At 70.6% G+C, this 24,891-nt stretch carries 23 protein-coding genes; 11 read left to right on the top strand and 12 right to left on the bottom strand.

Going from position 1 to position 24,891, the window contains the following annotated elements:
- Positions 1-222 precede the first annotated feature (222 nt).
- Complete coding sequence (locus AC0IWM_RS13360) at positions 223-921, top strand: CatB-related O-acetyltransferase (RefSeq protein WP_471755704.1); 699 nt, start codon at positions 223-225, stop codon at positions 919-921.
- On the opposite strand, the gene polA is transcribed toward AC0IWM_RS13360, so the two are convergent.
- The 3 genes from polA to AC0IWM_RS13345 form a co-directional block, all read right to left on the bottom strand.
- Positions 830-3,922 carry a DNA polymerase I gene (gene polA, locus AC0IWM_RS13355; protein WP_471755702.1) on the bottom strand — a complete coding sequence of 1,031 codons (3,093 nt, stop codon included), beginning with the start codon at positions 3,920-3,922 and terminating at the stop codon, positions 830-832. The genes AC0IWM_RS13360 and polA overlap by 92 nt on opposite strands.
- Before the next feature lie 78 nt (positions 3,923-4,000).
- Positions 4,001-4,240 (bottom strand): helix-turn-helix domain-containing protein, encoded by a 240-nt coding sequence (locus AC0IWM_RS13350; protein WP_471755700.1) that lies wholly within the window; start codon positions 4,238-4,240, stop codon positions 4,001-4,003.
- Between the two features lie 10 nt (positions 4,241-4,250).
- Positions 4,251-4,787, bottom strand: coding sequence for a hypothetical protein (locus AC0IWM_RS13345; RefSeq protein ID WP_471755698.1), 537 nt, complete (start codon positions 4,785-4,787; stop codon positions 4,251-4,253).
- Positions 4,788-4,954: 167 nt separating this feature from the next.
- Between AC0IWM_RS13345 and AC0IWM_RS13340 the strand changes: the two genes are divergently transcribed.
- Positions 4,955-5,665: a hypothetical protein gene (locus AC0IWM_RS13340; protein WP_471755696.1), complete on the top strand. Its 711-nt coding sequence runs from the start codon at positions 4,955-4,957 to the stop codon at positions 5,663-5,665.
- 417 nt (positions 5,666-6,082) lie between these two features.
- Here AC0IWM_RS13340 and AC0IWM_RS13335 read toward each other — a convergent pair whose 3' ends face one another.
- Entirely contained in the window at positions 6,083-7,240 is a 1,158-nt protein-coding gene (locus tag AC0IWM_RS13335) for a YihY/virulence factor BrkB family protein (RefSeq protein WP_471755694.1), read from the bottom strand.
- Between the two features lie 331 nt (positions 7,241-7,571).
- Between AC0IWM_RS13335 and AC0IWM_RS13330 the strand changes: the two genes are divergently transcribed.
- Positions 7,572-9,386: a monovalent cation:proton antiporter-2 (CPA2) family protein gene (locus tag AC0IWM_RS13330; protein ID WP_471755692.1), complete on the top strand. Its 1,815-nt coding sequence runs from the start codon at positions 7,572-7,574 to the stop codon at positions 9,384-9,386.
- Positions 9,387-9,390: 4 nt separating this feature from the next.
- On the opposite strand, the gene AC0IWM_RS13325 is transcribed toward AC0IWM_RS13330, so the two are convergent.
- From AC0IWM_RS13325 to AC0IWM_RS13315, 3 genes are all read right to left on the bottom strand, one after another.
- Complete coding sequence (locus tag AC0IWM_RS13325; RefSeq protein WP_471755690.1) at positions 9,391-10,869, bottom strand: UdgX family uracil-DNA binding protein; 1,479 nt, start codon at positions 10,867-10,869, stop codon at positions 9,391-9,393.
- 1 nt (position 10,870) lies between these two features.
- Positions 10,871-12,085: a putative DNA modification/repair radical SAM protein gene (locus AC0IWM_RS13320; RefSeq protein ID WP_471755688.1), complete on the bottom strand. Its 1,215-nt coding sequence runs from the start codon at positions 12,083-12,085 to the stop codon at positions 10,871-10,873.
- A gap of 97 nt (positions 12,086-12,182) precedes the next feature.
- Positions 12,183-12,800 (bottom strand): regulatory protein RecX, encoded by a 618-nt coding sequence (locus AC0IWM_RS13315; protein WP_471755686.1) that lies wholly within the window; start codon positions 12,798-12,800, stop codon positions 12,183-12,185.
- Between the two features lie 81 nt (positions 12,801-12,881).
- On the opposite strand from AC0IWM_RS13315, the gene AC0IWM_RS13310 reads away from it, so the two are divergent.
- The 3 genes from AC0IWM_RS13310 (at position 12,882) to AC0IWM_RS13300 (ending at position 15,415) form a co-directional block, all read left to right on the top strand.
- Positions 12,882-14,312 (top strand): TAXI family TRAP transporter solute-binding subunit, encoded by a 1,431-nt coding sequence (locus AC0IWM_RS13310; RefSeq protein ID WP_471755684.1) that lies wholly within the window; start codon positions 12,882-12,884, stop codon positions 14,310-14,312.
- 191 nt (positions 14,313-14,503) lie between these two features.
- Positions 14,504-14,830: a DUF2188 domain-containing protein gene (locus AC0IWM_RS13305; protein WP_471755682.1), complete on the top strand. Its 327-nt coding sequence runs from the start codon at positions 14,504-14,506 to the stop codon at positions 14,828-14,830.
- 6 nt (positions 14,831-14,836) lie between these two features.
- Positions 14,837-15,415, top strand: a complete 579-nt coding sequence (locus AC0IWM_RS13300; RefSeq protein WP_471755680.1) for a Fic/DOC family protein — start codon at positions 14,837-14,839, stop codon at positions 15,413-15,415.
- Here AC0IWM_RS13300 and AC0IWM_RS13295 read toward each other — a convergent pair.
- From AC0IWM_RS13295 to AC0IWM_RS13275, 5 genes are all read right to left on the bottom strand, one after another.
- Positions 15,412-16,866, bottom strand: coding sequence for a carbohydrate porin (locus AC0IWM_RS13295; protein ID WP_471755895.1), 1,455 nt, complete (start codon positions 16,864-16,866; stop codon positions 15,412-15,414). The two genes, AC0IWM_RS13300 and AC0IWM_RS13295, sit on opposite strands and share 4 nt — an antisense overlap.
- 169 nt (positions 16,867-17,035) lie before the next feature.
- Complete coding sequence (locus AC0IWM_RS13290) at positions 17,036-18,346, bottom strand: Gfo/Idh/MocA family protein (protein ID WP_471755678.1); 1,311 nt, start codon at positions 18,344-18,346, stop codon at positions 17,036-17,038.
- 132 nt (positions 18,347-18,478) lie between these two features.
- Complete coding sequence (locus AC0IWM_RS13285; RefSeq protein ID WP_471755676.1) at positions 18,479-18,850, bottom strand: hypothetical protein; 372 nt, start codon at positions 18,848-18,850, stop codon at positions 18,479-18,481.
- A 96-nt stretch (positions 18,851-18,946) separates the two neighbouring features.
- The gene (locus AC0IWM_RS13280) at positions 18,947-19,720 is read right to left on the bottom strand and encodes a phosphatase PAP2 family protein (protein ID WP_471755893.1); all 774 of its coding nucleotides are present in this window, start codon (positions 19,718-19,720) and stop codon (positions 18,947-18,949) included.
- Positions 19,721-19,844: 124 nt separating this feature from the next.
- Positions 19,845-20,375 (bottom strand): 2'-5' RNA ligase family protein, encoded by a 531-nt coding sequence (locus AC0IWM_RS13275; protein ID WP_471755674.1) that lies wholly within the window; start codon positions 20,373-20,375, stop codon positions 19,845-19,847.
- Between the two features lie 122 nt (positions 20,376-20,497).
- Between AC0IWM_RS13275 and AC0IWM_RS13270 the strand changes: the two genes are divergently transcribed.
- The 5 genes from AC0IWM_RS13270 (at position 20,498) to AC0IWM_RS13250 (ending at position 24,867) form a co-directional block, all read left to right on the top strand.
- Positions 20,498-21,454: an alginate O-acetyltransferase AlgX-related protein gene (locus tag AC0IWM_RS13270; RefSeq protein ID WP_471755672.1), complete on the top strand. Its 957-nt coding sequence runs from the start codon at positions 20,498-20,500 to the stop codon at positions 21,452-21,454.
- Positions 21,455-21,497: 43 nt separating this feature from the next.
- Positions 21,498-22,475, top strand: coding sequence for a glutathione S-transferase family protein (locus AC0IWM_RS13265; RefSeq protein WP_471755670.1), 978 nt, complete (start codon positions 21,498-21,500; stop codon positions 22,473-22,475).
- Between the two features lie 84 nt (positions 22,476-22,559).
- Positions 22,560-23,078, top strand: coding sequence for a hypothetical protein (locus AC0IWM_RS13260; protein WP_471755668.1), 519 nt, complete (start codon positions 22,560-22,562; stop codon positions 23,076-23,078).
- A 198-nt stretch (positions 23,079-23,276) separates the two neighbouring features.
- Positions 23,277-24,170, top strand: a complete 894-nt coding sequence (gene trxA, locus AC0IWM_RS13255) for a thioredoxin (protein WP_471755666.1) — start codon at positions 23,277-23,279, stop codon at positions 24,168-24,170.
- Positions 24,171-24,198: 28 nt separating this feature from the next.
- On the top strand, positions 24,199-24,867 hold the full coding sequence (locus tag AC0IWM_RS13250; protein WP_471755664.1) for an LON peptidase substrate-binding domain-containing protein: 669 nt from the start codon (positions 24,199-24,201) through the stop codon (positions 24,865-24,867).
- Positions 24,868-24,891 lie beyond the last annotated feature (24 nt).

Genomic DNA, 24,891 nt, shown 5'->3' with positions numbered 1-24,891 from the left:
CGGGGCGCCCGAGCGGCGCCGTTCTTGAGGTTCGTTTGCGGTGCGGCAACACGTGGCCCGGCAGGGCGTTCCACCCTGCGTCGCATTGGAGCGTTGCGTTTCGGGGGGTGTTATTCCGCGCGACCGACTCCACGGCCGGTCCGCGACTTGCGGCGAGGCCGGTCCCCATGTCGGGTGTCGCATCCGCCAGCGGGCCTTGTCCCGCGACTTCCGGAAGGCTCCATGATCGAACCCCATCCGCTCTTCGACGACCTCACGCGCTTCCACCTCGCGCGTGAGATCGAGCGCTGGGGCTGGTCGATCGGAGCACATACCTACGGAGCCCCGCGCGTGCTGGAGGCAGGCCTCGCTGGCCTGACCATCGGGCGCTTCTGCTCCATCGGGCCGACCGTCACGATCACGCTGGGTAATCACCGCACCGATCTCGTGACCACCTATCCGTTCCGGGCCATCGCCGGCCTCGTCGGAGGCGGGCCGTGGGCACCGGCGGCCCTGGAGTCGGGACCGGATCACGACAGCCGCGGCGATGTGGTGATCGGCGACGAGGTCTGGCTCGGGGCGAACTCCACAATTCTCTCGGGCGTCACCGTCGGCACCGGCGCGGTCATCGGGGCGGGCGCAGTGGTGCGGCGCGACGTGCCGCCCTACGCGATCGTGACCGGCAACCCGGCCACGGTGGTCCGCCACCGCTTCGACGAACCGACCATCGCGCGACTGCTGCGCACGAACTGGTGGGCTTGGCCCGACGCGCGGATCGCCGCCTACCTCCCCCTGATCCTCGGCACCGACATCACGACCTTCCTCGACCGGGCCGAGGCGGAGGCGGCGCTCAATGCGCCTCCTCCCAGTTCAGGGCGGCGCGGGCCTCGACCACCAGCGGCACCTTCAGGGTCAGGGCGGGGGCGGGGGCGTCGACCATGATGCGGGTGATCACCGGCAGGGCCTTCGCCACCTCGTCCTCGGGCGCCTCGAACACGAGTTCGTCGTGCACCTGCAGGAGCATGCGCACGTTGAGGCGCTCGGCCCGGAGCGCTTCCTCCATGCGGATCATCGCCCGGCGGATGATGTCGGCGGCCGAGCCCTGGATCGGGGCGTTGATGGCCTGACGCTCGACCGAGGCGCGCTCGTTGGGGTTGTTCGAGCGGATCTGCGGATAATGGCAGACCCGGCCGAATAGGGTGGTGACGTAGCCGAGGTCCCGGCAGCGGCGCTTGGTGTCGTCGATATAGGCGCGGATGCCGGGGAAGCGCTCGAAATACTGCTTGATGAAGGCGCCTGCCTCCTCGCGGCCGATGCCGAGGCGATCGGCGAGGCCGAAGGCCGAGATGCCGTAGATGATGCCGAAGTTGATGGTCTTGGCTCGCCGGCGCAGGTCCGGCGTCATCTCGGCGAGCGGCACGCCGAACATCGCGCTGGCGGTGGCCGCGTGGATGTCGATGCCGTCCGCGAAGGCCTGGCGCAGCTGCGGGATGTCGGCGATGTGGGCCAGCAGCCGCAGCTCGATCTGGCTGTAATCGGCCGAGATCAGGCGGTTGCCCTCCGCCGCCACGAAGGCCCGGCGGATGCGGCGGCCTTCCTCCGTGCGGATCGGGATGTTCTGGAGGTTCGGCTCGGAGGAGGAGAGCCGGCCGGTGGTGGTGGCGGCCAGCGAGAACGAGGTGTGGACCCGGTCGGTCTCGCGGTCGGCATGCTGCTGCAGCGAATCCGTGTAGGTGGATTTCAGCTTGGCGAGCTGGCGCCATTCGAGGATCTTCTTCGGCAGCGGATGCCCGGCCTGCGCGAGTTCCTCCAGCAGGGTCGCGGGCGTCGCCCACTGGCCCGAGGGCGTTTTCTTGGCGCCGGGCAGGCCCATCTTGCCGAACAAGATGTCGCCGATCTGCTTGGGCGAGGAGACCTGGAATGTCTCGCCCGCATCCTCCTGGATCTCCTCCTCGAGGCGCACCAGGATCTGCGAGAAGTCGCCCGAGAGCCGGCTCAGCATGTTGCGGTCGACGCGGATGCCCGCCGCTTCCATGCGCGCGACGACCGGGACCAGCGGGCGCTCCAGGGTCTCGTAGACCGCGACGCGATGCTCGGCCACGAGGCGTGGCTTCATCATCCGCCACAGGCGCAGGGTGACGTCGGCATCCTCGGCCGCGTAGGCGGTGGCCTTGTCCAGCGCCACGCGGTCGAAGGTGATCTTGGCGCGACCCGTGCCGGCGACATCCGAGAAGGTGATGGGCTGGTGGCCGAGATGGCGGCGGGCGAGCTCGTCCATGCCGTGTCCGCCCTTGCCGGCATCGAGCACGTAGGAGATCAGCATGGTGTCGTCGAAGGGCGCCACGCGGATGCCGGACCGCGACAGCACGGCGAGATCGTATTTCAGGTTCTGCCCGACCTTGAGCACGCCCGGATTCTCCAGGAGCGGCTTCAGGCGCGCGATGACCACCTTCGTGTCGATCTGGCCGGCGGCCGGCTGGAACGCGTCCGTCGCCGCCTTGGCATCGCCGAACAGGTCGCCGTCGGCGCCCTTCACGGGCTCGACATGCCTGAGGGGGATGTAGGCCGCCCGGCCCGGCGCCACGCAGAGGGAGACGCCGACGAGGTTGGCGGTGTTGGCATCGAGCGAATCCGTCTCGGTGTCGACCGCGATCACGCCGGCCTCCTCGGCCTCGGCGATCCAGGCGTCGAGCTGCTCCACCGACCCGATCGTCTCGTAGGCGGCCGTGTCGAAGGGCTTGACCGATTCCGCCGCCCGCGCCGCCACGAGGCCGGCGGGCGTCGGCGCGGAGGGGCCGCGGGGCTTGGGCGCGACGTCGGGCAGGCCGAGATCGGCGAAGGGGTCGACCTCGCCGCTCGGGGCGCCGGACGCGGTCTCGGGATCGACGGGCACGGGATCCCCATGCGCGTCGGGGAAGAACGGCGCGTCGGGCGCGGGCTCGCGGTTCGGCAGCAGCGCCGGGTCGGGCTGCACCGCCTCCGGGTCGACGTGGAGCATCTGGGCGATGCGCCGGGTCAGCGTGTTGAACTCCATCGCCTTGAGGAAGCCGACGAGCTTCTGGGGGTCGGGCTTGGGCAGGCGCAGGTCGTCCAGCGGGATCGGAACCGGCACGTTCTCCTCCAGCGCCACGAGCCTGCGCGAGAGCCGGGCCTGGTCGATGCTGGCGAGCAGGGTCTCGCGGCGCTTGGGCTGCTTGATCTCGGCGGCGCGCTCCAGAAGCGCGTCGAGGCTGCCGTATTCCTTGATCAGGGCCGCGGCGGTCTTCAGGCCGATGCCGGGCACGCCCGGCACGTTGTCCGAGGTGTCGCCGATTAGCGCCAGGGCGTCGCCGATCTGCTCGGGCTGCAGGCCCTCCCACTTGGCGATGATCGCCTCGCGGTCGAGGTTGCGCTCCGGCCGGTAGCCGGGCTTGCCCTTGGCGCCGGACTCGAAGTCGTAGAACCGCACCAGGGGTCCGACGAGCTGCATCAGATCCTTGTCGGAGGAGACGATGATGACGCCGGCCCCCCGCGCCTCGGCCTGCCGCGAATAGGTGGCGATGAGGTCGTCGGCCTCGAAGCGGATCAGCTCGATCGGCTGCAGGCCGAAGGCCCGTACGGCGTCGCGCATCAGCGGCATCTGCCGCTTGAGGTCGTCCGGCGCGTCGGGCCGGTGGCCTTTGTAGTCGGGGAAGAGTTCCTTGCGGAACGAGCCCTCCGACTTGTCGAACACGATGGCCAGGTGCGTCGGCATCACGCCGGCCGCCCCCTCCTGCACGAACTGGGCGATCTTGGTGCAGAACAGCCGCACCGCCCCGGTGGGCAGGCCGTCCGAGGGCCGGGTGTTGTACTTCTGGTCCTGGTTGATCGACTGGAAGTAGGCCCGGAAGATGAACGACGAGCCGTCGACCAGGATGATCTGATCGCCGGGGCCGACGGGTGCGGAAGCGTTGGAAGGAAGCATCGAGCGGCCAGGGTTCGCGGGCGGGCACGTCTGATTAGGGCCATGACCGCGCGAACGCCAAGTCGGGTTCTGCGATCCTCACGCCTGGCGCCCCCCAGGCTTGCCCGTCTCGTCGTCCGCCTCGAATTCCAGAAGGTCGCCGGGCTGGCAATCGAGGTGCGCGCAGATCGCCGCGAGCGTTGCGAAGCGCAGGCCCTTCACCTTGCCGGCCTTGAGAAGCGACAGGTTGGCCTCGGTGATTCCAACGGCGCGGGCAAGCTCGTTCGAGCGCATCTTCCGCTTCGCCAGCATGACGTCCAGGCGGACGATGATCGGCATCGTCCCGCTCTCAGACGAACTCGCCGAGCTCGTCCTTCAGCCGCTGCGCGCTGACGAACGTGCCCGCGATCTGGACCAGCAGGCAACCCATCACGAGGGCCAAGCACTCGACGCTGCCGACGCTGACGACGAGCATCCGCTCTCCGGGGGGGTTGGGCAAGGTGAGGATCAGGGGAATGGCGGTGTTGAGCGCGACCTTGAGCGTGCCGAGCCAGAACAGGGCCCGGCCCGCCCTCCGGATCAACAGTCCCTTGGCGTCCAAAGAGAGATCGACGCCCGGCGACCCGATCACCCGCCGGACGCAATCGAGGGCCAGGAGCGCGACGATCAGGATCGGAAGGCATGCGATCGCGCAAAGCCCACGCTGCGCGGCATTCGGCCCGGGAAGCGGGGTCCCGACCTGGATCCATTGGTGCAGAAGGGCCGTCCCATCCACCGACCACCAATAGGCGGCCATCGCCATCGGCATCGCCGCCGCGAGGCACAGGCAGAGGCCGTCCTGCAACTTTCGCGACGGTAGAGCGTGGGCAGGCAGGCGAGGCGGCATCGATGGGCTCCGGCAGATACGCGGGATCATAGAGCAACCATCCATGATGAAAAGCGGTAAATAATTATTGTTTTGCAGAAATTATTTTCGTATCTCGAAAGGAGGCAGCGGTTCGGGGTTGCACCGTGCCGGCCCCGTTTCGCTCGCCCACACCGGAGATTTTCCGCATGCGTGACAATTCCCCCCAGATGGTGCCGCGTTCCCGCCCCTGCATCCTGTCGGCCGTCCTCGCCGTTGCGGCGCTGGGGGCGGCACACGCGACCGAGACGGGCGCGTTGCCCTACCGAGTCGTCGCGGCGGCCGAGCGGGTCTTCCTGGCAATTCAACCCTCCGAGCGCTCAGCGCTCGAACTGCACACGCGGTTGGAGCCCAAGACCGGCCCGCGTCGTCCCATCCGCGTCTGGATCGAGGATGGGAACCGTCGCCTGGACATTCCGGTCGCGGCGGACGGGACGATCCGGCTTCCGGCGAGCGAGGCCCTCTACGAGCGCAATCCAAGCGTCCTCACCGACCAGCCGAAGCACTCGCTCGACCTCGCCGTCGTCCTGCAGGTCCGCCTCCCGGCGAAGCCCGCGACGATCCCGACAGCCTACCTCCGTGCGGCGGCCGCGCAGGCAGAGGCTGTTCTCACACGTGTGGCTCAGGAAGATGGGGACTTTCTGCGCCTCCTGGTGAAGACCAAGGTGACGGGGCTGAAGGTCCGGTTCAAGGCCTGCTGCGCAGGGGCGCTCACTCTGGCGGACGGGCGCAGTTTTGCCCCGGATACGAGTGGGCAGGCCACGCTCCCGTTGCGCGCGCTCGACGAGAGCCGGGACGGCGATCTGCGCGTCTCGGGTGAGATCGAGCAGATCATCCCGCAGATCGACGGCGCAGGCTGAGCACCCGGCGGGCGACCAGCGCGTAAACCGTCAAGGTTCTGGCCCGACCAAGTGGACTGGCCAGAAACATCGCCCGGCGGAACTGCGATCTCCGGACCGATGGTCCCGCTTCCATCGCCCAAAACCCTTTCGGACGCCCGCCCGCGGGCATCCCCGCGAGCGCTCGGCCCTCAACCGCGCCATCGTCGTCGCGCCACGCGCTGTCCGCGCGCAGGTCCCGAAGACCCCGAGCAAGGCCAGGGCGAAGCCGGGGCCGACGCAGCCAGAGGTCCATGCGCGGTTCGCCGGGACTGAGGGTCTACCGATACGACCCGTGATCCGCCGCCCCGGCTTTGTCCGGTCGACTCGATCCCCCGGCTCCGATACCGGCCGGTCAACGCGGTCCACCTTGACGAGGGCTCCGCGACAGTCCTGCCGTCAGGCCGCAGCCCCCACCGTATCGGCCATGCGGGCGTCGCGGGTGCCCAGCGGCTGCTCCGGGCCGCGCGTCGTGTCGGCCTCGGTCTGGTGCTCCATCTCGGCGTTGATCTCGGCGCCGATGAGCACGATCGTGGTCGAGATCCAGATCCAGGTCATGAAGCCGATCACGGCGCCCAGCGAGCCGTAGGTCTCGTTGTATTTGCCGAAGTTGGAGACGTACCAGGAGAAGCCCAGCGAGGTGGCGAGCCAGGCCACGGCCGCGATCGCGCTGCCCCAGGTCACCCAGCGCCAGCGCGGCGCATCGCGGCTCGGACCGTAGCGGTAGAGCAGGGCGAGGCCTCCGAGGACGGCCAGGAGCAGCACCGGCCAGCGCAGCAGGGCGATGTACCAGGCCTCGGCGCTCAGGCCGACGATGTTGATCGCGGCCGGCACCACCACGATGCCGACCAGGGCCAGGATGATGAACAGGAGCGCGCCGGCCGTGAAGGCGAGCGAGCGCAGGTTGAGCCAGACGAAGCTGCGCTGCTCGCGCTCCTCGTAGACGATGTTGAGGGCGGAGAAGACCGCCTTCATGCCCCCGTTGGCGCTCCACAGGGACAGGACGATGCCGGTGAAGAAGGTCAGGCCGAGGGTGGTGTCGCCCTTGGCGGCGATGCGCTTGACCTGCTCGCCGATGATCTCGAGGGCGCCGGAGGGAATGACCCCCTGCAGGCTCTGCAGGTGCTCGTTGATGGTGGCCACATCCGCCACGAGCCCGTAGCACGAGACCAGGGCCGCGATGGCCGGGAAGATCGCCAGGAGCACGTAGAAGGTCACCCCGGCGGCGACCGAGACGATGTTGTTCTCCGAGACGTCGTGGAACACCCGCAGGCCGATGTCCTTCCAGCCCTTGGCCGGGATCTCGGACGGCGTACGCGCCTTGCGGCCGCGCTCGGGCTCGCTGTCGGCCACCCGGCGGGCCTCGGGACCGGCATGGGACGGGGAGGGCCGGCGGGTCGGATCCTTCGGCATCGCCCGGGCCGGCGCCGATCCGCCCGTCCGGCGCGGGAGCGCGACGAAGCCGAGGAGCGCGGTGGCGAGGGCGACGGTCCAGAGGGTGGAATTCCTGGTCTCGACGGAGTCTCGTGCGGTCGAACGCTCGTTCTGTGATGTCATCGATCGTCCGTTCCGCCGCCGAAATCGTAATCGCAAAATGACGCCGGCTTTGCTCAAGCAGCAAGCGTTGCTTCGACAACAGGACCCGGTGGCGAAGAGTTTCCTTGCCGCTCACGGAAAAGCGAGTGGGCGATCCGTTTCGGCCGGTCCGAACTTATTCCGCGAAACTCCGGTCCAGGTGCCGATGTTGTGCGTCGCGACACGTCGAGCGATCCGGGACGCGGAATTTCGGACGCATCGTGGACGTGAGGGCCGATCGCGACTTGCCCCCGCGGGCGTCACGCGGCACGGCCCTGAGAGCCCTTTCCCTCGACCCGGAGATCTCCGACCCGTGCCGCACGCGACAGAGCTGATCGCCATCATCGCCCTCGGCCTCGTGCTTGCCTTCGTCTGCGGAATGCTGGCGCAGCGCCTGCGTCTGCCGCCCCTCGTCGGCTACCTTCTCGCGGGCGTCCTCGTCGGCCCCTACACGCCGGGCTTCGTCGGCAACAGCCAACTCGCCGGCCAGCTCGCCGAGATCGGCGTGATCCTGCTGATGTTCGGCGTCGGACTTCACTTCTCGATCAAGGACCTGATGGCGGTGCGCACCATCGCGCTGCCGGGCGCCGTCGTGCAGATCGTAGCGGCCACGGCCATGGGCGGCGCCCTGGCGCTGGCCTGGGGCTGGGGCCTCGGGGCCGGCCTCGTCTTCGGCCTCGCCCTGTCGGTGGCGAGCACGGTGGTGCTGCTTCGGGCGCTGGAGGAGCGCCGGCTCCTCGACAGCGACAAGGGCCGCATCGCCGTGGGCTGGCTCATCGTCGAGGACCTCGCGATGGTGCTGGCCCTGGTGCTGCTGCCGGCGCTGGCGCCCTCCCTCGGGGGCGACGGCGCGGGCGCCGCCCACCATGCCGGGGACGGCAATCTCTGGCTCACGCTCGGGCTGACCCTGGCCAAGGTCGGGGTCTTCGCCGCGGTGATGCTGGTGGGCGGGCGCCGCTTCGTGCCGTGGCTCCTCGATCAGGCGGCCCGCACGGGCTCGCGCGAGCTCTTCACCCTGGCGGTGCTGGCGCTGGCGCTCGGCATCGCCTTCGGCTCGGCCGAGCTCTTCGGCGTCTCCTTCGCGCTCGGCGCCTTCTTCGCCGGCATGGTGCTCGCCGAATCCGACCTCAGCCATCAGGCGGCGGCCGATTCCCTGCCCCTGCAGGACGCCTTCGCGGTGCTGTTCTTCGTCTCGGTCGGCATGCTGTTCGACCCCGGCATCCTGATCCGCGAGCCGCTCTCGGTGCTGGCGGTGCTCGGCGTCATCCTCATCGGCAAGTCCCTGGCGGCCGTGGCGATCGTCCTCGCCTTCCGGCATCCCCTCGGCACCGCACTCACCATCGCGGCGAGCCTCGCCCAGATCGGCGAGTTCTCGTTCATCCTCGTCAGCCTCGGCCTGTCCCTGAAGCTCCTGCCGGAGGAAGGGCGCGACCTCATCCTCGGCGGCGCCATCCTGTCGATCACCCTGAACCCGCTCTTCTTCGCCCTCACCGACTGGGTCGGGCGCAAGGTCGCCGAGCGTCCCCGCCTCGCCGCCCGCTTCGAGCGCAAGGGCGCCGAGGCGCTGGCGGTCGCCACCGAGAGCCCGCCCCATCGCGGCCACGCGATCATCGTCGGCTATGGCCGGGTCGGCAGCACCATCGGCAAGGCGCTCAAGGCCTGGGACCTGCCCTACCTCGTCCTCGACCGCGACCGCCGCCGGGTGCTGGACCTGCGCCAGGAGGGTGTCGAGGCGGTGTTCGGCGACGCCACCGCACCGGGCATCCTCCAGGCCGCCGACATCGCCCAGGCCCGGCTGATCGTGGTGGCGACGCCGGAGGCGCACACGGCGCGGCGCATCGTCGAGCTCGCCCGGGAGATCCACCCGGGCATCGACACCCTGGTGCGCACCCACAACGACGGCGAGCGCCGCCACTTCGAGGAGCAGGGGGTCGGCCTCGTGCTGATGGCCGAGCGGGAACTGGCCTTCGGCATGACCCTCTACGCCCTGCGCAGCCTCGGCCTGAAGGAGGGCGAGGCCCGCATCTTCGTCGACAGCACCCGGGTCGAGAGCCGTTCCGCCCCGATCGAGACCGAGATCGATCAGGTCACGCCGGAGCTGCGCCCCCACAAGGAGGAGGAGGCGTGACGCGTCAGGCGGCCAGTGAGCGCCCCAGGTCGTGGACGCGGCGGAGATCCGCCACGAAGGCCGCGTAGGCCTCCGCCTTCGCCTCGTCCGGCAGGCGCAACAGGTAGGACGGGTGCACGGTGATGAAGCCCGCATAGGGCTTTTCGAACTGCGCCGGCCCCCGCGCCCGCGTGATCGGGATCGCCTTGCCCGTCAGCGCCAGCACGGCGGTGGCGCCGAGCGCCACCACGAGCCTGGGCGCGACGAAGTCGAGTTCCCGGTCGAGCCACCAGCGATAGTGGCTGACCTCGCCGGCGGTGGGCTTCTGGTGAATGCGGCGCTTGCCGCGCTCCTCGAACTTGAAGTGCTTGACCGCATTGGTGAGGTAGGCCTCGCCCCGCTTGATCCCGGCCTCTTCCATCGCCCGCGACAGCAGCTGCCCTGCGGGACCGACGAAGGGACGCCCCTGGCGGTCCTCCTGGTCGCCAGGCTGCTCGCCCACGAAGGCGATTGTGGCCCCTACCGGTCCCTCGCCGAGGACGGCCTGGGTCGCGCCGGGCACCAGCGGCTCCGAGCGCCGGATGATGGCGTTCAGCGCCTCCAGCGAATCCGGGGCCTGATCGGCCATGGCCGCGACGGCGCGGGCGGGGTTGCGCTTGACGGGCATCTGCGGCTCCCTCTCGATCATGGCGCCCGTGCGCGCCGCCGCCTGCCGGACGAGGCCCGGGATGGCGGCGGTCTCCGGCATGTTGCGCCAGTACTTCTTCGGCATCTCCGCCCGCATCGCGGACAGGTTGGTCCGGGCGGGGTTGAAGGTGCTCTCGTAGTAATCGCGCCAACCCGCCTCGAAGCCGTCCTGGGCCGGTGCGTCCTCGCGTCGCCCCGGCGGTCCGTAGGTCAGCCGCGTGCCGTCCCAGCGGGCGGAGGCCTCCGGCGTCAGGATGGTCCAGTGCAGGCTGCGGAAGCGCTCGACGAAGAACGGCGCGGCGGCTCCCAGGATGTGGTGGTCGGGCTCGAACCAGGCGACGAAGCGCTCGGGCTCGCTCGCCTCGACCCGCCGGAAGCGCAGGAAGGCGTGCATCTTGTGCAGGTCGCGGGCGATGGCCTTGGCCATCCGCTCCAGGCGATGGACCAGCGGGTCGCTCGACACCTCCAGCAGCCGGCGCTCGCCGTGCAGGCTGCGCCAGATCAGCTCGTAGAGCAGGGCATAGCGCTCGGGATCGCGGTGGAGCACCACCCGGGCGACCATCGCGCCCACCCCGCGCGGCAGGCTCAGGGGCGCCTCGTCGTCAGGGGACGGCGTCGGGGTCCCGAACAATCCCGGCGCCTCGCAGATGGACCACAGGACCCGCTCCGGGGGGACGCGCCGGCCGGCGAGGCGACGCGCGGCGGCACGGAAGCCGTCGAGATCGGCGCCCAGGGAGAGGTAGACGGCCTCGAGCGTACCGGAACATGACCCTGCCCCTTCCGCGGAGGGGGGAAGACCGGGGGTCGGCACGCCCATCTCAGAACAGGCTCAGCTGCTGCGGCGGGTCGGCCAGGCGCGCCCGCAGGTCGAGGCGGTCGGTGAGCCCGCCCGCCGGGTGATAATCGGCCGCGATGAGGAAGGGCCGCGCCCGCTTCAGGGCCGAGGTCAGGCGGGCGACGTCGTCGAGGCGCAGGCGGGTGTGGCGCCGGGCGCGGATGATCTTGTCCACAGCCCGGGCGCCGAGGCCCGGCACCCGCAGGAGCGCCTCGCGGTCGGCGCGGTTCACGTCGACGGGAAAGCGTGCCCGGTGCTTCAGGGCCCAGGCGAGCTTCGGGTCGATGTCGAGGGAGAGCATCCCGCCCTCCGTGGCGTCGGCCACGTCGTCGGGCGTGAAGGCGTAGTACCGCAGGAGCCAGTCGCCCTGGTACAGGCGGTGCTCGCGCTGGAGCGGCGGCGATGTCAGCGGCAGGATGGTCGAGCCGTCCGGAATCGGGCTGAAGGCCGAGTAATAGACCCGCTTGAGGTTGTAGGAGCCGTAGAGGAGCGCACTCTTGCGGATCAGCGCCTCGTCGGTGGTGGCGTCGGCCCCGACGATGACCTGCGTCGACTGCCCGGCGGGCGAGAACCGGCGCTTCTCGGACTTGGCTTGCGCGATGCGCTCGCCGATCTGCGCGATGGCGTGCTGGATGACGGCGCCGTCCTTCTCGGGCGCCAGGCGCTCGAGGCTCGCCTCGGTGGGCAACTCGACGTTGATCGAGAGCCGGTCGGCGTAGAGGCCCGCCTCCTCGATCAGCCAGGGGCTCGCTTCCGGAATCGACTTCAGGTGGATGTAGCCGCGAAAGCCGTGGTCGCGCCGCAGGGACTTGGCCACCCGCGTCAGCAATTCCATGGTGTGGTCGGGCGACTTGATGATGCCGGACGAGAGGAACAGCCCCTCGATGTAGTTGCGCTTGTAGAACTCCACCGTGAGGGTCACGACCTCCTCGACGGAGAACTTCGCCCGCTGGACGTTGGAGGAGCGGCGATTGACGCAGTAGGCGCAGTCGAACAGGCAATAGTTCGTCAGCAGGATCTTCAGGAGCGAGATGCAGCGCCCGTCCGGCGTGTAGGCGTGGCAGATGCCGGCCCCCGTGGTCGAGCCGAGCTCGCCCTTGCCGGCCGTGCGCTTCGGCGCCCCGGAGGACGAGCACGAGGCGTCGTACTTGGCGGCATCGGCGAGGATGCGCAGCTTCTTGGCGAGCATTTCGTCCATGACGAAGAGATGCGCCTCGTTCGTGTTTCGTTCAAGTTTTCACGCACGAATCCGGGCTTTCTCCGCCGCCGCGATGTCGCAGCCTGGAGCCTCGACCTTACGTGTCCGTCTCGAACGGATCGATGTCGGGCTCGGCCTCGATGACCCGGCGCCCCAGGCCGTAAGGGAAGCCGGCGCGGGCCATGGCGGCGAGGTCGCGGTCGCGATGGGCCTCGCGGGTCCCGGGCCTGCGCCAGGGTCCGAGGCGCCTCCGCCTAGCATAGGCCCGGGCGGCTTCCTCCTCCAGGTCGACGCCCTCGTCCGCCGTCTCCCGCTCGTTCTCCATCGCGCTGGCCACCTGCTCGCGCGACACGCCCTTGGCGGCGAGCTTGGCCGACAGGGCGCGGGCGGAGGCGCCGCGCCGGCGCAGGGCCGCGACACGCCCGGCCGTGAAGCGGGCGTCGTCCACGAGGCCGGCGCCGACCGCGCGGGCGACCGTGGCCTCGATCGCCTCGGCGTAAGCGCCCGCATCCTCGCCGCGCAGGCGGCAGCGCTTGTCGACCCGCCGCTTCAGGGTCTGCCGCAGCATCGCCACGGAGGCGCTGTAGCGTTCGAGGTAATGCAGGGCCGCCCGCTCGAGATAGGCGGGCGTGACGGGCGGTGGCGGCTTCGCCTCGGCCCGGCCATCCGGGGCAGCTCCGGCGGGGCGGCGGGACGCAACGTTTCGCGGTGTCATCGGTTCTTCACGATCCGGACGGGGTTCGGGTGTCGGTCTCGCAGATATGGTGATCACGCTGGACAAAGGCTCGTTCCTGCCATGCCGGCCTTTCTCGTGAGACGCGAGTGGCTTCTCGTCCTCCTGGCTCTCGGCTTCGCCGTGGTGGCCGGGATGCTGGTCTACCTGTCGCGCCCGACCACGCTGACCGTGGCGGTGGGCCCCCGGGACGGCGCCGAGGCGACCCTGCTGCAGACCTATGCCCAGGCCCTCGCCCGGGGCCGCGAGGATGTCCGCCTCAAGCTGAATTTCTACGATGACGTGCGCGACAGCGCCGAGGCGCTCCAGCGCAACAAGGCCGATCTCGCCGTGGTCCGGCCCGATGTCCTCCTGCCCGAGAACGGGCTCACCCTGGCGATCCTGCACGACGAGGCCCTGCTGATCGCCGCCCCCGAGGCGGCCGGCATCGAGAACTTCCCCGACCTCGCGCGCAAGCGCCTCGGCGTGGTCGAGCGGCACGCCGCCGACATGCCGTTCCTGACGAACCTCCTCGCCTTCTACGATTTCGCGGCCCACACGGCCGCCGAGCCGGTGCCCGAGGGCGGCCTCGGCCCGGCCCGGGTCGCCCTGGTGCCGCTCACGCCCCAGGAGGTCACCAGTGCCATCGCGGAGGGCCGGGTCGACGCGGTGGCGGTCATCGCCGCTCCGGCCTCGAAGGCGGCGATCTCGACGGTCCGCGCGGTCGAGGCCGCTTCGGCCGAGAAGAAGATCAACTTCGTCTCGGTGCCGGATGGCGGGGCGATCATCCAGCGGATGCCCGAGCTGCAATCCGTGACGATTCCGGCCGGCACCTTCGGCGGCCGCCCAAAGCGCCCGGACGAGGACGTGAAGACGGTGGGCGCGTCCTACCGGCTGATGGCCCGCGGGGGCGTCAGCCGCTTCACCGTCGCCTCGGTGACCCAGCACCTGTTCGAGTGGCGCTCGAAGCTGGCGCCCCTGGCGCCGATCGCCAACCTGATGAAGGCGCCGGACTTCGATTCCACCGTGGCGGCCACCAGCGCCCGGCTGCCGAACCACCCCGGCGCGGTGGATTACTTCGAGCGCGAACAGCAGACGATGTTCGAGCGCTACGAGGACTACATCTACCTGCTGGCGTTCTTCGGCGGTACCGTCGGCTCCGGCGTCGCCTGGATCGCCCAGCGCCTCGCCCGCAAGCGCCGCGAGCGCATCGACATCGTCCTCGACCGGCTCCTCGACATCCTGCGCGAGGTGCGCGCCGCCACCTGCAAGGCCGATCTCGACGGCCTCGTGCGCGAGACCGACGACCTCGTGGCCGACGTCGTCCAGCACGCCCGCGAGCGCAACATCGACAACCGCACCGTGAGCGCCCTCATCCTCGCCATCGACGCGGTCCACGCCGCGATCAACGACGAGCGGCGCAACCTCGGGGCGGGCGCCACCGAGAGCGGCCGCGCCGTGGATCACGCCCGCACGGCCCGCCTCCTGTCGCTGCATACGCCGGCGGCGGAGTAGCCCAGCGCTGTCGAGGGGACGAGTTCCGACGCGAAACACCTCGGCGGTCGGAACGTGGACGTCTCCAAGGCTCGGAAAGCTGCTGCCGGTCCTCCTGTCGATGTGGTAGTGTGCCGGCCATGTCGAAAGCGTCTTCTCCTCCATCGCGGGCGACCCGAATCGAGCGTCCAGGCGCGACGGAGGGGCTCGCCGTGATCGCCGTCGAAGGCGGCTGGAGAGTCACGACCAAGAGGGGCGTGCGTTCCGGGAAAACCTATCCGACCCGTGCTGCGGCCGTCGAGGCCGCCCAGGCCGTCATGCGCGCCAAGGGGGGCGCCATGACCGTCCACGATGGCAATGGCCGCGTCGTGGAAACCTTCATTCTCGGACGCCAGGCGTTCGAGAAGATCAGTGCGGTTGAGGGAATCCGGCTGAGCGGCACCATGAAGCGCGACCTTCGAGACGCCCAGGCGAGGGCGGAATTTCCCGGTCAGGCACGGCGTCTGCTGGCGGACAAGTACGGGCGCAGGAGCACCTGACCCGGCATGTACGGCGTCGCCGACGACGCGTATTGCTACAGGGGCACGAACGTCCTGAAGAACAGGGCGGGCTTACGCCGGCAGGCCGATCTGGACCGCTTCGAAGCGGTGATGACGGCGCAGCGGTTCGATGAGCCGTTGCCCCGGGGCCGCTTTCATGCGGCTCACTACCGATCCATTCACCGCCACATCTTCCAGGACGTCTATGCTTGGGCTGGACGTCCGAGAACGGTCAGGATCAGCAGAGGAGCGAGTGCCTTCTGCTTTCCGGAGCACATAGCCCAGGAACTCGACAGGTTGTTCGACCGCCTGAAGCGGGACGATACCTTGCGTCATCTGCCGCCGCAGGCGTTCTCCGAGCGCGCCGCCGCGTTCCTCGCGACATTGAACGCCATCCATCCCTTTCGTGACGGCAACGGCCGGGCCCAGACGGCCTTCCTGATCCTGCTCGCCCACAGGGCGGGGCATCCCCTCGCCATGCGCCGCTTCCGCCCCGATGCATTTCGCGAGAGCATGGTGGCGAGCTTCTACGGCCGCGAGGAACCCCTGCGAGACGAAATCCTCCACCTGACGACGGGCGATTAGTACCGGATGGTCCCCCGCAGCCCGAACACCGCGGCGTTGCGGATGCGCGCGCCGCTGGCGTCGCGCGGGTTGGGGACGCCGCCGCCGGGCCGGAACACGTACTGGACGTCCGGCTGCAGGGTGACGCCGGGGCCGAGCACCGCCTGATAGGTCGCCTCCAGCACCGCCTCGCTGCTGCGCCGGGGCATCGCGACGCCGGTCGCCAGGATCGTATCGGTGTCGAGCCCGCGTGCCTGGGCGGAGATCCGGGAATAGCCGAAGGCGAGGCCCACGGTGTCGTCGGAGCGGCCGGGCAGCAGGCCCTTATAGGCGATGCCCACGTCGGCATAGAGGTCGACGAGGCTGCGGTCGGCCGGCGAGGCGGAGGCGCGCAGGAACACGCTCGCGCCGTCGTTGGGGTCGTCGGGCTCGCGATAGACGGTCTGGTCGATGAGGCCGTAGAGACCCGCCTGGCCGCGGAAGCGGCGGGCGATGCCGCTGCTCTCCGGCGCGGCCAGGGAGGTGCCGGCGCCGTCGAAGCGCAGGCTGTCGAAGCGGCCGAGATGATACCAGCCGCCGAGGGTCACCGTCCCGGCCTCGCCCGTGCTCCCCGGCGCGATGTTGTAGGCGTAGGAGGCCTCCGCGATCACCAGGGGCGGGTCGTTCGTGCGGAAGTTGGTCCCCGTGCGGTTGCGCCGCTGCGGGTCGGACGCGCCGTCGCCGCGCACCGGCCCGGCCGGATCGCCGTCGAACAGCCCGACCTGGAAGGACAGGTTGGCGTTGGGCACGACCTTCGCGCGCACGCCCGGCACCGCGAGGGGATAGATCGGTCCGCCGCTCGGGATCACCACGGCCATGTTGTTGGGCCAGCCGAAGGTGGAATTCACGAACACCGTGCCGGTCTGGGTCACGGCGAACTCGGTGTCGGCGGCGATCTGCCCGAACTTCAGGCCGAACCGGTCGCCGAAGACCTTCTGCTCGAACCACAGCTCGTAGATGCGCGACGCCGGCAGGGCCTCGATGCCGCTGACCGTGATGAGGTTGCCCACCGCGCTGCGCGACAGGCCGGCGCCGTGGATCTGGAACAGGTTGGTGTGGAGCGCGCCTCCGGTCCAGCCGACCAGGGGACCGAGGTCCACGTCGATCTCGAGGTCGAGCAGGCCCTCGGCGATGCCGCGCCGGCGCAGGCCGCCCGAGACGTTGCCGAGGCTCTCGCCGAAATAGGTCAGGCTGTAGGTGACGCCGCGCTCCTTCAGGAAGGCCCGGAAGCCGAAGGGGTCGCCGAAGGGGCCGAGCTGGTCTTGGATCGAGGTATCGAGGTTGGCGGACGGACGCGAGGAGGTGACGGACTGGGCGACCGAGGTCTGGGGGTCGCCGCCCGCGCCCCGCGGCGAGCCGATGGCGCGTCCCTCCAGGGCGAGGCGCGCGGCGATCTCGGCCGGGGTCTCGGCGAGGGCGGGACCCGCCGGCACGCCGATGAGCGCGAGGACGCCGCCGAGGACGGCTGCGCCGAGCCGTCGCGGGGCAGAGGGGCGGGGCGATGGGGTCAAGGGTCCGAGCGATCCGAGGGCGGTCCCGTGCCGCCCCCGTGGCACACTAGACGGGTTGCGTGACGCCCAGGCAACTGCCCGGCGCGCGGGATCAGCCGGCGGCGTCGAGCTCGGGACCGCGGGTGACGTCGAGGCCGCCCGGCGCGTCCGGCGGCGGGCCGACCGTGACGGGCCGGCCGCTGCGGGCCGCCTCGTAGATCGCCTCCATCAGGACCTGGTCCTGCAGGCCCTCCTCGCCGGGGGTGCGGGGGCGCCGATCCTCCTGGATGCAGCGGGCCATGTGGTCGATCTCCAGGGCGAACTGGTTCTTCTGCGTCAGGATGCGCGTGTCCTGCGATTCCGCCTGCCCGTCCGGCCGCGCCACCACCAGGCGCTGGCCCCGGTAGGCGAAGGCGTTCTGCAGGTCGATGTCCGCCTTGTCGGTGTGGACCTGGAGCCGGCGCGACTCGTGCACCCCGTAGCTCGTCATGCACTGGGCGATGACCTGAGAGGGGAAGCGCAGGGTGAAGGAGACCGTCTCCTCGACCTCGCCGAACTTCGGATCGCCCACGGGCGAGTGGATCTGGGCCTCCACCGAGACCGGCTCCTCGCCGGTGAGCGCCCGCACGCCGTTGAGGCAGTAGAGCCCGATATCCGGCAGGGCCCCCCCGCCGGCCAGGGCCTTCTTCAGGCGCCATTGCTGGGGCAGCCCGGTGGTCTGGCCGTTGAAGGCCTGGATCATCCGCATCCGGCCGACCTCCCCGGAGCGGGCGAGGCGCACGACCTCGCGGTTGTAGGGCTCGTACTGGCAGCGATAGGCGATCATCAGCTTGACCTTGGCCGCCGCGCAGGCCGCGATCATGTCCCGCGCCTCGGCCGAGGAGGCCGCCATCGGCTTCTCGCAGAGCACGTGCTTGCCGGCCTTGGCCGCGGCCAGGACGTCGCCGCGATGCACCGCGTTCGGCGTCACCACGTAGACCGCCTGGACCGCCGGGTTCTGCGCCAGCCGGTCCCACTCGTCGTAGCCGTAGACCGCCTCCGGCGCGATCCCGTACTGCTCGGCCACGAGCTTCGCCTTGGCGGGGGTGCCCGACATCAGCGCGACCAAGCGGGCCCGCTTCGTCTCGCCGAAGGCCGGCAGGATCTCCTCCAGGCTGAGGCGCCCGAGGCCCACGATGGCGAAGCCGACGCGCTGGCCCGGCGGCATCGGGGCGGGCGGCGGCGGGGGCGCCCGGTCGCCGGGGCCGCGCCAGTTCGGGAACATCACCTTGCCGCCCTGCACCGCGCCGGTATCGGCCGGGACCGAGGGCCCCGGCGGCCCCGATTGCGCACCTGCGCCCGTCGCCCCGAGGGCGAGGCCGGTCAGGGTCGCGCTGCCCGCGCGGAGGAGGTTGCGGCGGGAGAGGGGGATTTCATCCGTCATGAAGCTCGCTGTCGGTTCCGGCGGGACAGGGGCCGCGGATGGGGACCCGCCAGCCTACTCCCTCGGGAACGTCACGGCGAGAAACGCGGTTCCGGCGGTTCCGGGGCCTGCGCCACCGGACCGCTGGGGCGCTCAGGCCTCGTCGCCCCGCGCGGCCAGGCGGGCCCGCAGCGACTCGATCTCCGCGCGCGCCGCCCGAAGGTCGCGCATCAGGCCGATGGGGATCGGCACCGCGGCGGGCGGGTCTGGCACGAACCGGACGCCGACGCAGTCGTCGCCGCGCCAGATCAGGCGCACCGCCCGCGTCTCTCGGGTCTTGCGGATGTGGAGATCGAAGATCTCCGGCAGGGGCACGCCGTCGCTCAAGGCGAGACGGAGACCGTCCGGACCGCTGTCGCGCACCAGGCAGGCGGTATCGGAGGCAAACGAGGCGATGCGGATATCCGCGCCGAGGAGGCTCCGCAGCCGCTGTCCGGCGCGCCGTTCCTGCTGTCCCAGAAACATGGGTTCATCTCCGGAGGTTGTATCCTTCAATAACATGGTTGTGAGGGGTCGGTGCCCTCCCGCGGGCGGCACGGGCCGCAAAATCCGACGCTATGGTTAAGGCGTCCGCTCCGGCTCCCCATGCCGGGTCGGGGCCTCGACCTCCCCGCGCTGCTGCAGGACGAGGGCCACGAACCAGCACAGGGCGGCCCAGGCGGCCCCGACGCACCAGCCGGCGACCACGTCGCTCGGCCAGTGCACCCCGAGATAGATCCGGCTGACGCCCACCAGCAGCGTCATCGAGACGCCGACGGTGAGCACGAGGATCTTCACTCCGCGCTGCCGGTCCACGCGGGCGATCAGGCTCGCCAGGGTGAGGTAGGCGATGGCCGACATCATCGCGTGGCCACTGGGGAAGCTCGCGGTGAACACCTCCATCCCGTGCGGCACGAGGTCGGGGCGGGGCCGGTGGTAGAACAGCTTGAGCACCGTCGAGGCGATCTCGCCGCCGCCGATGGCGGCGATCACGAACACGGCAATGCGCCGGCGCCCGGTCATCGCCAGGTAGGCGCAGGCCGCCGTGGTCACGAACACGATGGTGAAGACGCTGCCGAGTCCGGTGATGTCGCGCATGGTCTCCTCGAGCCAGCGCGGTCCGATCGGGTCGGAGAGGTCGGCCGGGTTGCGCAGGGCCAGCAGGACCTTGCGGTCCAGCGCCTCGGTCGAGCCCTCGCCGACCTCGTTGGCCAGGGCGAAGAAGCCGTAGCCGAGGAGGCTCACCGCCAGCAGCGCCAGGACCGGGCCGACCTCGTTGAGGCGCAGGGCCAGGCGCAAGGCATTGGCCCGGGTCACGAGCGGATTGTTGCGGTAGCCGGAGGGCAGGGCTTTCATGCGGGCGTCTTCGCGAATGCGTCGTTGGGGGAGCCGGATCGGCCCGGCATAGCGGATCGGCGGGGCGGTCTCCATCCGTGCCGCCTCCATCATCCGGGCGGCCTTCATCGGAGCGGGCTCGGCGCTACCCGAACGCGAAACTGGCGCGTCGCTCCCAGGGGCCGCCGAGGTAGCGCCAGAGCAGCAGGCCGGGCGCGGTGAAGCGGAAGGGCACGAACTCCGCCTCCAGGGCGGCGTGGAGCGCGCGGGCGGTGGCGGGATCGACCTTGTTCTGCACCGTGACGTGCGGGCGCCAGCCCTGCCGGTCCTGCGCGGTCAGCCCCTCGCTCGAGGTCTCGAAGGCGTCGGCGAGCCGCGCCCGGAAGGCCGAGAGGGCGTCGGAGGCGAGCACGAAGGCGACGCCGCGCCCGATGAAGCGCAGGCCGGTGACGGCGACCTCGGGGGGCGCCTGGGTCCGGGTCATCGCCGACAGGGTCTCGACGATGCCGGGCTCGGTGGGACCGGGCAGGTGGTGGAACAGGGTCGCGTGGGCGGGGATGTGGTTGAGCGCCTGCGGGAAATGCCGGCGGCGCAGGGCGTCGAACCGCGCGAAGGTATCGGGATCCATCGCGAGCGTGAGGATCAGCGGGTCGGGCGTGGGCGTGCGGTCTGTCATGGTCCGATCCGGCGTGAGGCAGGGAGATGGCGCGGGCGGGAGGCGCGTCCAGGACCCGGGCCCGCGACTCGGGCCCACCGCGCGGCCTGTTCAGGGCCGCCCGGGCCGGCTAGAGAGCCCCGATGCGGCGCAAACACCGGGAAATCGTCCATGTGGGGCGCGAGGGCTGGCTCTTCCTGATCGGAGGCACGAACGGTGTCCTCGAGCAGTACCGCGCCACCCTGTCCCGGTGGTGGCGCCTGCGCGGCTGGGTCAGGCTCATTGAGGCGCGGGCCGCCCGGGCCCGGGCGCTCGGCATCCGCTACGTCCACGTCGTCGTGCCCGAGAAGCTGTCGGTCTACGACGACCGGACCCAGGACCTGCGCTTCGATCCGCGCCAGGCGCCCACCCGGGTGCTGGCCCGGCGCCTGATCAACGATCCCCACTACGTCGACCTGCTGGCGCCGATGCGGGCCGCGCGCGACGGCGCGGTGCCGCTCTACTATCGCACCGACACCCACTGGAACTACGAGGGCTGCCGCCTCGCCTACGGGGTGCTGATGCGGGCCTGCGGCGCCGTGCCCCCGGCCGATCTCGACGCCCGCGAGCGCTACGAGACCACCCGGGTGCGCGACCTGGGCGAGAAGATCCTGGAGAAGCCGATCGAGACGGCGAGCCACGCGGTGCTCGACCGCGACGCCCACCGGACCTATGCGAGCCCGCTGGTGGCCGCCTACGAGGCCGCCGGCCGCGCCCCGGACCTGCATGTCGGCGCCCATGTCTGCTTCCGGAACGAGCGGCCGGACGTCGATCCGCGCACCCTGGTGCTGTTCGGCGATTCCTACGCGCATTTCGCGCCGATCATGCTCACCGGCATCCTGGCCGAGAGCTTCCGCGAGGTTCACTTCGTCTGGTCGTCGAGCATCGACTGGGGCTACGTCGAGCGCGTGCGGCCGGATCTCCTCGTGTTCGAGATGGCCGAGCGCTTCGTCACCCGCCTGCCCGACGACACCTTCGACATCGCGACCTACCAGAAGGGCGAGCACCTCGAGGCCGCCGCGCCCGCCGCCGCACCGGAGGGACTGTCCGCCGAGGCCTGAGCGCCCATCTTCCCGCGCATCGGGATCGCGGGAAGGATGCATCATGGGGCTGCTCGTCGACGGCGTCTGGCAGGATACCTGGTACGACACCAAGGAGACCGGCGGCCGCTTCAAGCGCACGGACGCCAAGTTCCGGAACTGGATCACCGCCGACGGATCCCCCGGTCCGAGCGGGGAGGGCGGGTTTCCGGCCGAGGCCGGGCGCTACCACCTCTACGTCTCGCTGGCCTGCCCCTGGGCCCACCGCACCCTGATCGTGCGCGCCCTGAAGGGCCTGGAAGAGGCGATCTCGGTCTCGGTGGTCGATCCGCACATGGGCCGGGAGGGCTGGGTCTTCGGCGAGTCACCCGGCGCCACGCCCGACACGGTCAACGGCGCGACCCGCCTGTACGAGGTCTACCTGAAGAACGATCCCGGCTTCACCGGCCGCGTCACCGTGCCGGTGCTGTGGGACAGGCGGCGCGGCGCCATCGTGTCGAACGAGTCGGCCGAGATCATCCGCATGCTCGACGGCGCTTTCGGGAGCGCCGGGCCGGACCTCTACCCGGCCGATCTCGCGGACGCGATCGACGCGGTCAACGCCCGGGTCTACGACGCCGTGAACAACGGGGTCTACAAGGCGGGCTTCGCCACCGATCCGGGCGCCTATGCCGAGGCCTTCACCGCGCTGTTTACCGAGCTCGACGCCCTGGAGGCCCGCCTCGACGCGGCGCGCTACCTCTGCGGCGACCGGCTGACGGAGGCGGACATCCGCCTGTTCACCACCCTGGTGCGGTTCGACGCCGTCTATGTCGGGCACTTCAAGTGCAACCGGCAGCGCATCGCCGACTATCCCAACCTGTCGAACTACCTGCGCGACCTCTACGCCCTGCCGGGAGTCGCCCGGACGGTGAACCTCAGCCATATCAAGCGGCACTATTACGAGAGCCACCCGACCATCAACCCGACCCGCATCGTGCCCCTCGGGCCGGCCCTCGACTTCGAGGCCCCGAACGACCGCGCCGCGCGCTTCCCGGCCTGAATGCCGGACCCGGCCCGCCAGAACCCGGGACCCTGCGCGTCCGCAGACCCTCGACGAACCGACCCGCAGCCTTACATCGGAACCATGATGCGCCTCTCGACCGCCCGCCTCGTCCTCGCCGCCGCCCCGCTGCTCGCGGCCGCTCCCGCCCTCGCCCAGACGGCCGTCAAGCTCGAGGGCCGCTGCGAGAAGCTCGTGATCGCCGGCAAGGACGTCTCGGGCACCTGCAAGAACACGCTGATGAACACGGTCTCGCGCAACCGCACGAGCTTCGACTTCGCGGCCGAGGGCCGGGCGCTCAGCTTCAGCGGCAACGGCGCCCAGCAGGAGCGCACGGAGGAGACCGACCCGCTCCAGCCGATCAACCTCGTGATCCCGAGCGAGACGACGAAGGACGGCGTGGCCCAGGGTCCGCTGGTCGCCGTCGGGTCCTGCGCCTTCAGCACGCCGGAGCCGGGCAAGACCGCGATCACCTGCGAGGCGAACGCCGCCAAGGGCACCTATCAGGGGGTCTTCGTGACCGATGCCAGGACGCCGGATGCCAGGACGCCGGATGACAAAGCGCCGGATGCGGGCCGGACCGGCGGGAGCGCCCCTCGCTAGGGAGGCCGGTCTCTCGCTGGTCGGTGTCGAGCCCGTCCGGAGGAAGCCGGAGAGGGGCCGGGCCGGGACCCGGGTGCGATCGCGTGTGGACGTCCGCTCTGGTCCGAGCGCGCGGAGTTCCCATCTCTTGACGCAGGACGGGATGGGTGGCCAGACCCGGACCTTCCCACGGATCCATACGAAGGCCTTGAGGACGTTATGCTGAACGATGCGCCGGTGCCGGGCGGGACCACCAAGGACGTGACCACGGCGAGCTTCCGCCAGGACGTGATCGCCGAGTCGATGCAGCAGCCCGTGCTGGTCGACTTCTGGGCGCCGTGGTGCGGCCCGTGCAAGCAGCTCGCCCCCGTGCTGGAGAAGGTCGTCGAGGGCTCCGCCGGGAAGGTGAAGCTCGTCAAGATGAACATCGACGAGCATCCCTCCATCGCCGGCCAGCTCGGCATCCAGTCGATTCCCGCCGTGATCGCCTTTGACAAGGGCCAGCCGGTGGACGGGTTCATGGGGGCGGTGCCCGAGGCCCAGATCAAGGAATTCATCGCGCGGCTCGCCGGCCCGGCCGGCCCGACCCCGATCGAGGAGGCGATGTCGGAGGCCGAGGCGCTCCTCGGCGTCGGTGACGTGGCGCAGGCCGCCCAGCTCTACGCCGCCGTGCTCGCCGAGGAGCCCGAGAACGTCGACGCCATCGCGGCGCTCGCCAAGATCCAGCTCGACCTCGGCGACCTCGAGAACGCCAAGCAGCTCGTCGCGATGGCGCCGCCCGAGAAGGCCTCCCATGCCGGCCTCGCCAGCGTGCGCGCGGCGATCGAGCTCGCCGAGCAGGCGGCGGCCCTCGGCGACCTCGGCACCTTCCAGGCCCGGATCGAGGCCGACCCGAACGATTTCCAGGCCCGCTTCGACCTCGCGCTCGGCCTCAACGGCCGCAACCTGCGCGACGAGGCGGTGGACCAGCTGATCGAGATCGAGCGCCGGGACCGGACCTGGAACGAGGGTGCGGCGCGCAAGCAGCTCCTCACCTTCTTCGAGGCCTGGGGCCTGATGGACAAGGCCTCGATCCGCGGGCGGCGACGCCTGTCGACCCTGGTCTTTGCGTGAGGCCGCGAACCAACCGCAGGGGAACACGATGAGCACGCATGCGGGCTACAAGGGACCGGCCGACTGCCCCGGAGTGATTCCGGTCTTCCCGCTGCCCGGTGCGCTGCTGCTGCCGCGCGGACAGATGCCGCTGAACATCTTCGAGCCGCGCTACCTCGCCATGATCGACGACGCCCTGCGGAGCGACCGGATCATCGGCATGATCCAGCCGGACGTGGAGGCCGGCTCGTCGCCGATGACGCCGAAGCTCTTCCGAGTCGGCTGCGCCGGGCGGATCACCCAGTTCGCCGAGACCGGCGACGGGCGCTACCTCATCTCGCTCACCGGCATCGCCCGGTTCCGGGTCGAGAGCGAGCTCGCCACCACCACCCGCTACCGCCGCTGCCAGGTCTCCTACGACGACTTCGCCACAGATTTCGAGGCGCGGGCGGGGGAGGAGGCCGTGGACCGCGAGGGCGTGCTGAAGGCCCTGCGCGACTTCGTCGAGGTCAACGACCTCAAGGTCGACTGGGCCGGCATTGAGGAGGCGCCCAACGAGGCCCTCGTCAACGCCCTCTGCATGATGAGCCCCTTCGGCGCCCGCGAGAAGCAGGCCATGCTGGAGGCGGCGGACCTCAAGACGCGGGCCGAGGTCTTGATTGCGGTGACCGAAATGGAGTTGGTGCGCGGGTCGGGCTCCGAGCCCACCCTGCAGTGACCATGTTCCGCGAAGGATACGCCC

This window comes from Methylobacterium sp. AC433 (genome assembly GCF_979253015.1).
The sequence above is the reverse complement of the archived record's forward strand: the minus strand, read 5'-3'. Positions and strand labels throughout refer to the sequence as shown.

Coding starts and splice junctions, on each gene's coding strand:
- AC0IWM_RS13360 (WP_471755704.1), top strand. CDS start 223: ATGATCGAACCCCATCCGCTCTTCGACGACCTCACGCGCTTCCACCTC.
- polA (WP_471755702.1), bottom strand. CDS start 3,922: ATGCTTCCTTCCAACGCTTCCGCACCCGTCGGCCCCGGCGATCAGATC.
- AC0IWM_RS13350 (WP_471755700.1), bottom strand. CDS start 4,240: ATGCCGATCATCGTCCGCCTGGACGTCATGCTGGCGAAGCGGAAGATG.
- AC0IWM_RS13345 (WP_471755698.1), bottom strand. CDS start 4,787: ATGCCGCCTCGCCTGCCTGCCCACGCTCTACCGTCGCGAAAGTTGCAG.
- AC0IWM_RS13340 (WP_471755696.1), top strand. CDS start 4,955: ATGCGTGACAATTCCCCCCAGATGGTGCCGCGTTCCCGCCCCTGCATC.
- AC0IWM_RS13335 (WP_471755694.1), bottom strand. CDS start 7,240: ATGACATCACAGAACGAGCGTTCGACCGCACGAGACTCCGTCGAGACC.
- AC0IWM_RS13325 (WP_471755690.1), bottom strand. CDS start 10,869: ATGGGCGTGCCGACCCCCGGTCTTCCCCCCTCCGCGGAAGGGGCAGGG.
- AC0IWM_RS13320 (WP_471755688.1), bottom strand. CDS start 12,085: ATGGACGAAATGCTCGCCAAGAAGCTGCGCATCCTCGCCGATGCCGCC.
- AC0IWM_RS13315 (WP_471755686.1), bottom strand. CDS start 12,800: ATGACACCGCGAAACGTTGCGTCCCGCCGCCCCGCCGGAGCTGCCCCG.
- AC0IWM_RS13310 (WP_471755684.1), top strand. CDS start 12,882: ATGCCGGCCTTTCTCGTGAGACGCGAGTGGCTTCTCGTCCTCCTGGCT.
- AC0IWM_RS13300 (WP_471755680.1), top strand. CDS start 14,837: ATGTACGGCGTCGCCGACGACGCGTATTGCTACAGGGGCACGAACGTC.
- AC0IWM_RS13290 (WP_471755678.1), bottom strand. CDS start 18,346: ATGACGGATGAAATCCCCCTCTCCCGCCGCAACCTCCTCCGCGCGGGC.
- AC0IWM_RS13285 (WP_471755676.1), bottom strand. CDS start 18,850: ATGTTTCTGGGACAGCAGGAACGGCGCGCCGGACAGCGGCTGCGGAGC.
- AC0IWM_RS13280 (WP_471755893.1), bottom strand. CDS start 19,720: ATGAAAGCCCTGCCCTCCGGCTACCGCAACAATCCGCTCGTGACCCGG.
- AC0IWM_RS13275 (WP_471755674.1), bottom strand. CDS start 20,375: ATGACAGACCGCACGCCCACGCCCGACCCGCTGATCCTCACGCTCGCG.
- AC0IWM_RS13270 (WP_471755672.1), top strand. CDS start 20,498: ATGCGGCGCAAACACCGGGAAATCGTCCATGTGGGGCGCGAGGGCTGG.
- AC0IWM_RS13265 (WP_471755670.1), top strand. CDS start 21,498: ATGGGGCTGCTCGTCGACGGCGTCTGGCAGGATACCTGGTACGACACC.
- AC0IWM_RS13260 (WP_471755668.1), top strand. CDS start 22,560: ATGATGCGCCTCTCGACCGCCCGCCTCGTCCTCGCCGCCGCCCCGCTG.
- trxA (WP_471755666.1), top strand. CDS start 23,277: ATGCTGAACGATGCGCCGGTGCCGGGCGGGACCACCAAGGACGTGACC.
- AC0IWM_RS13250 (WP_471755664.1), top strand. CDS start 24,199: ATGAGCACGCATGCGGGCTACAAGGGACCGGCCGACTGCCCCGGAGTG.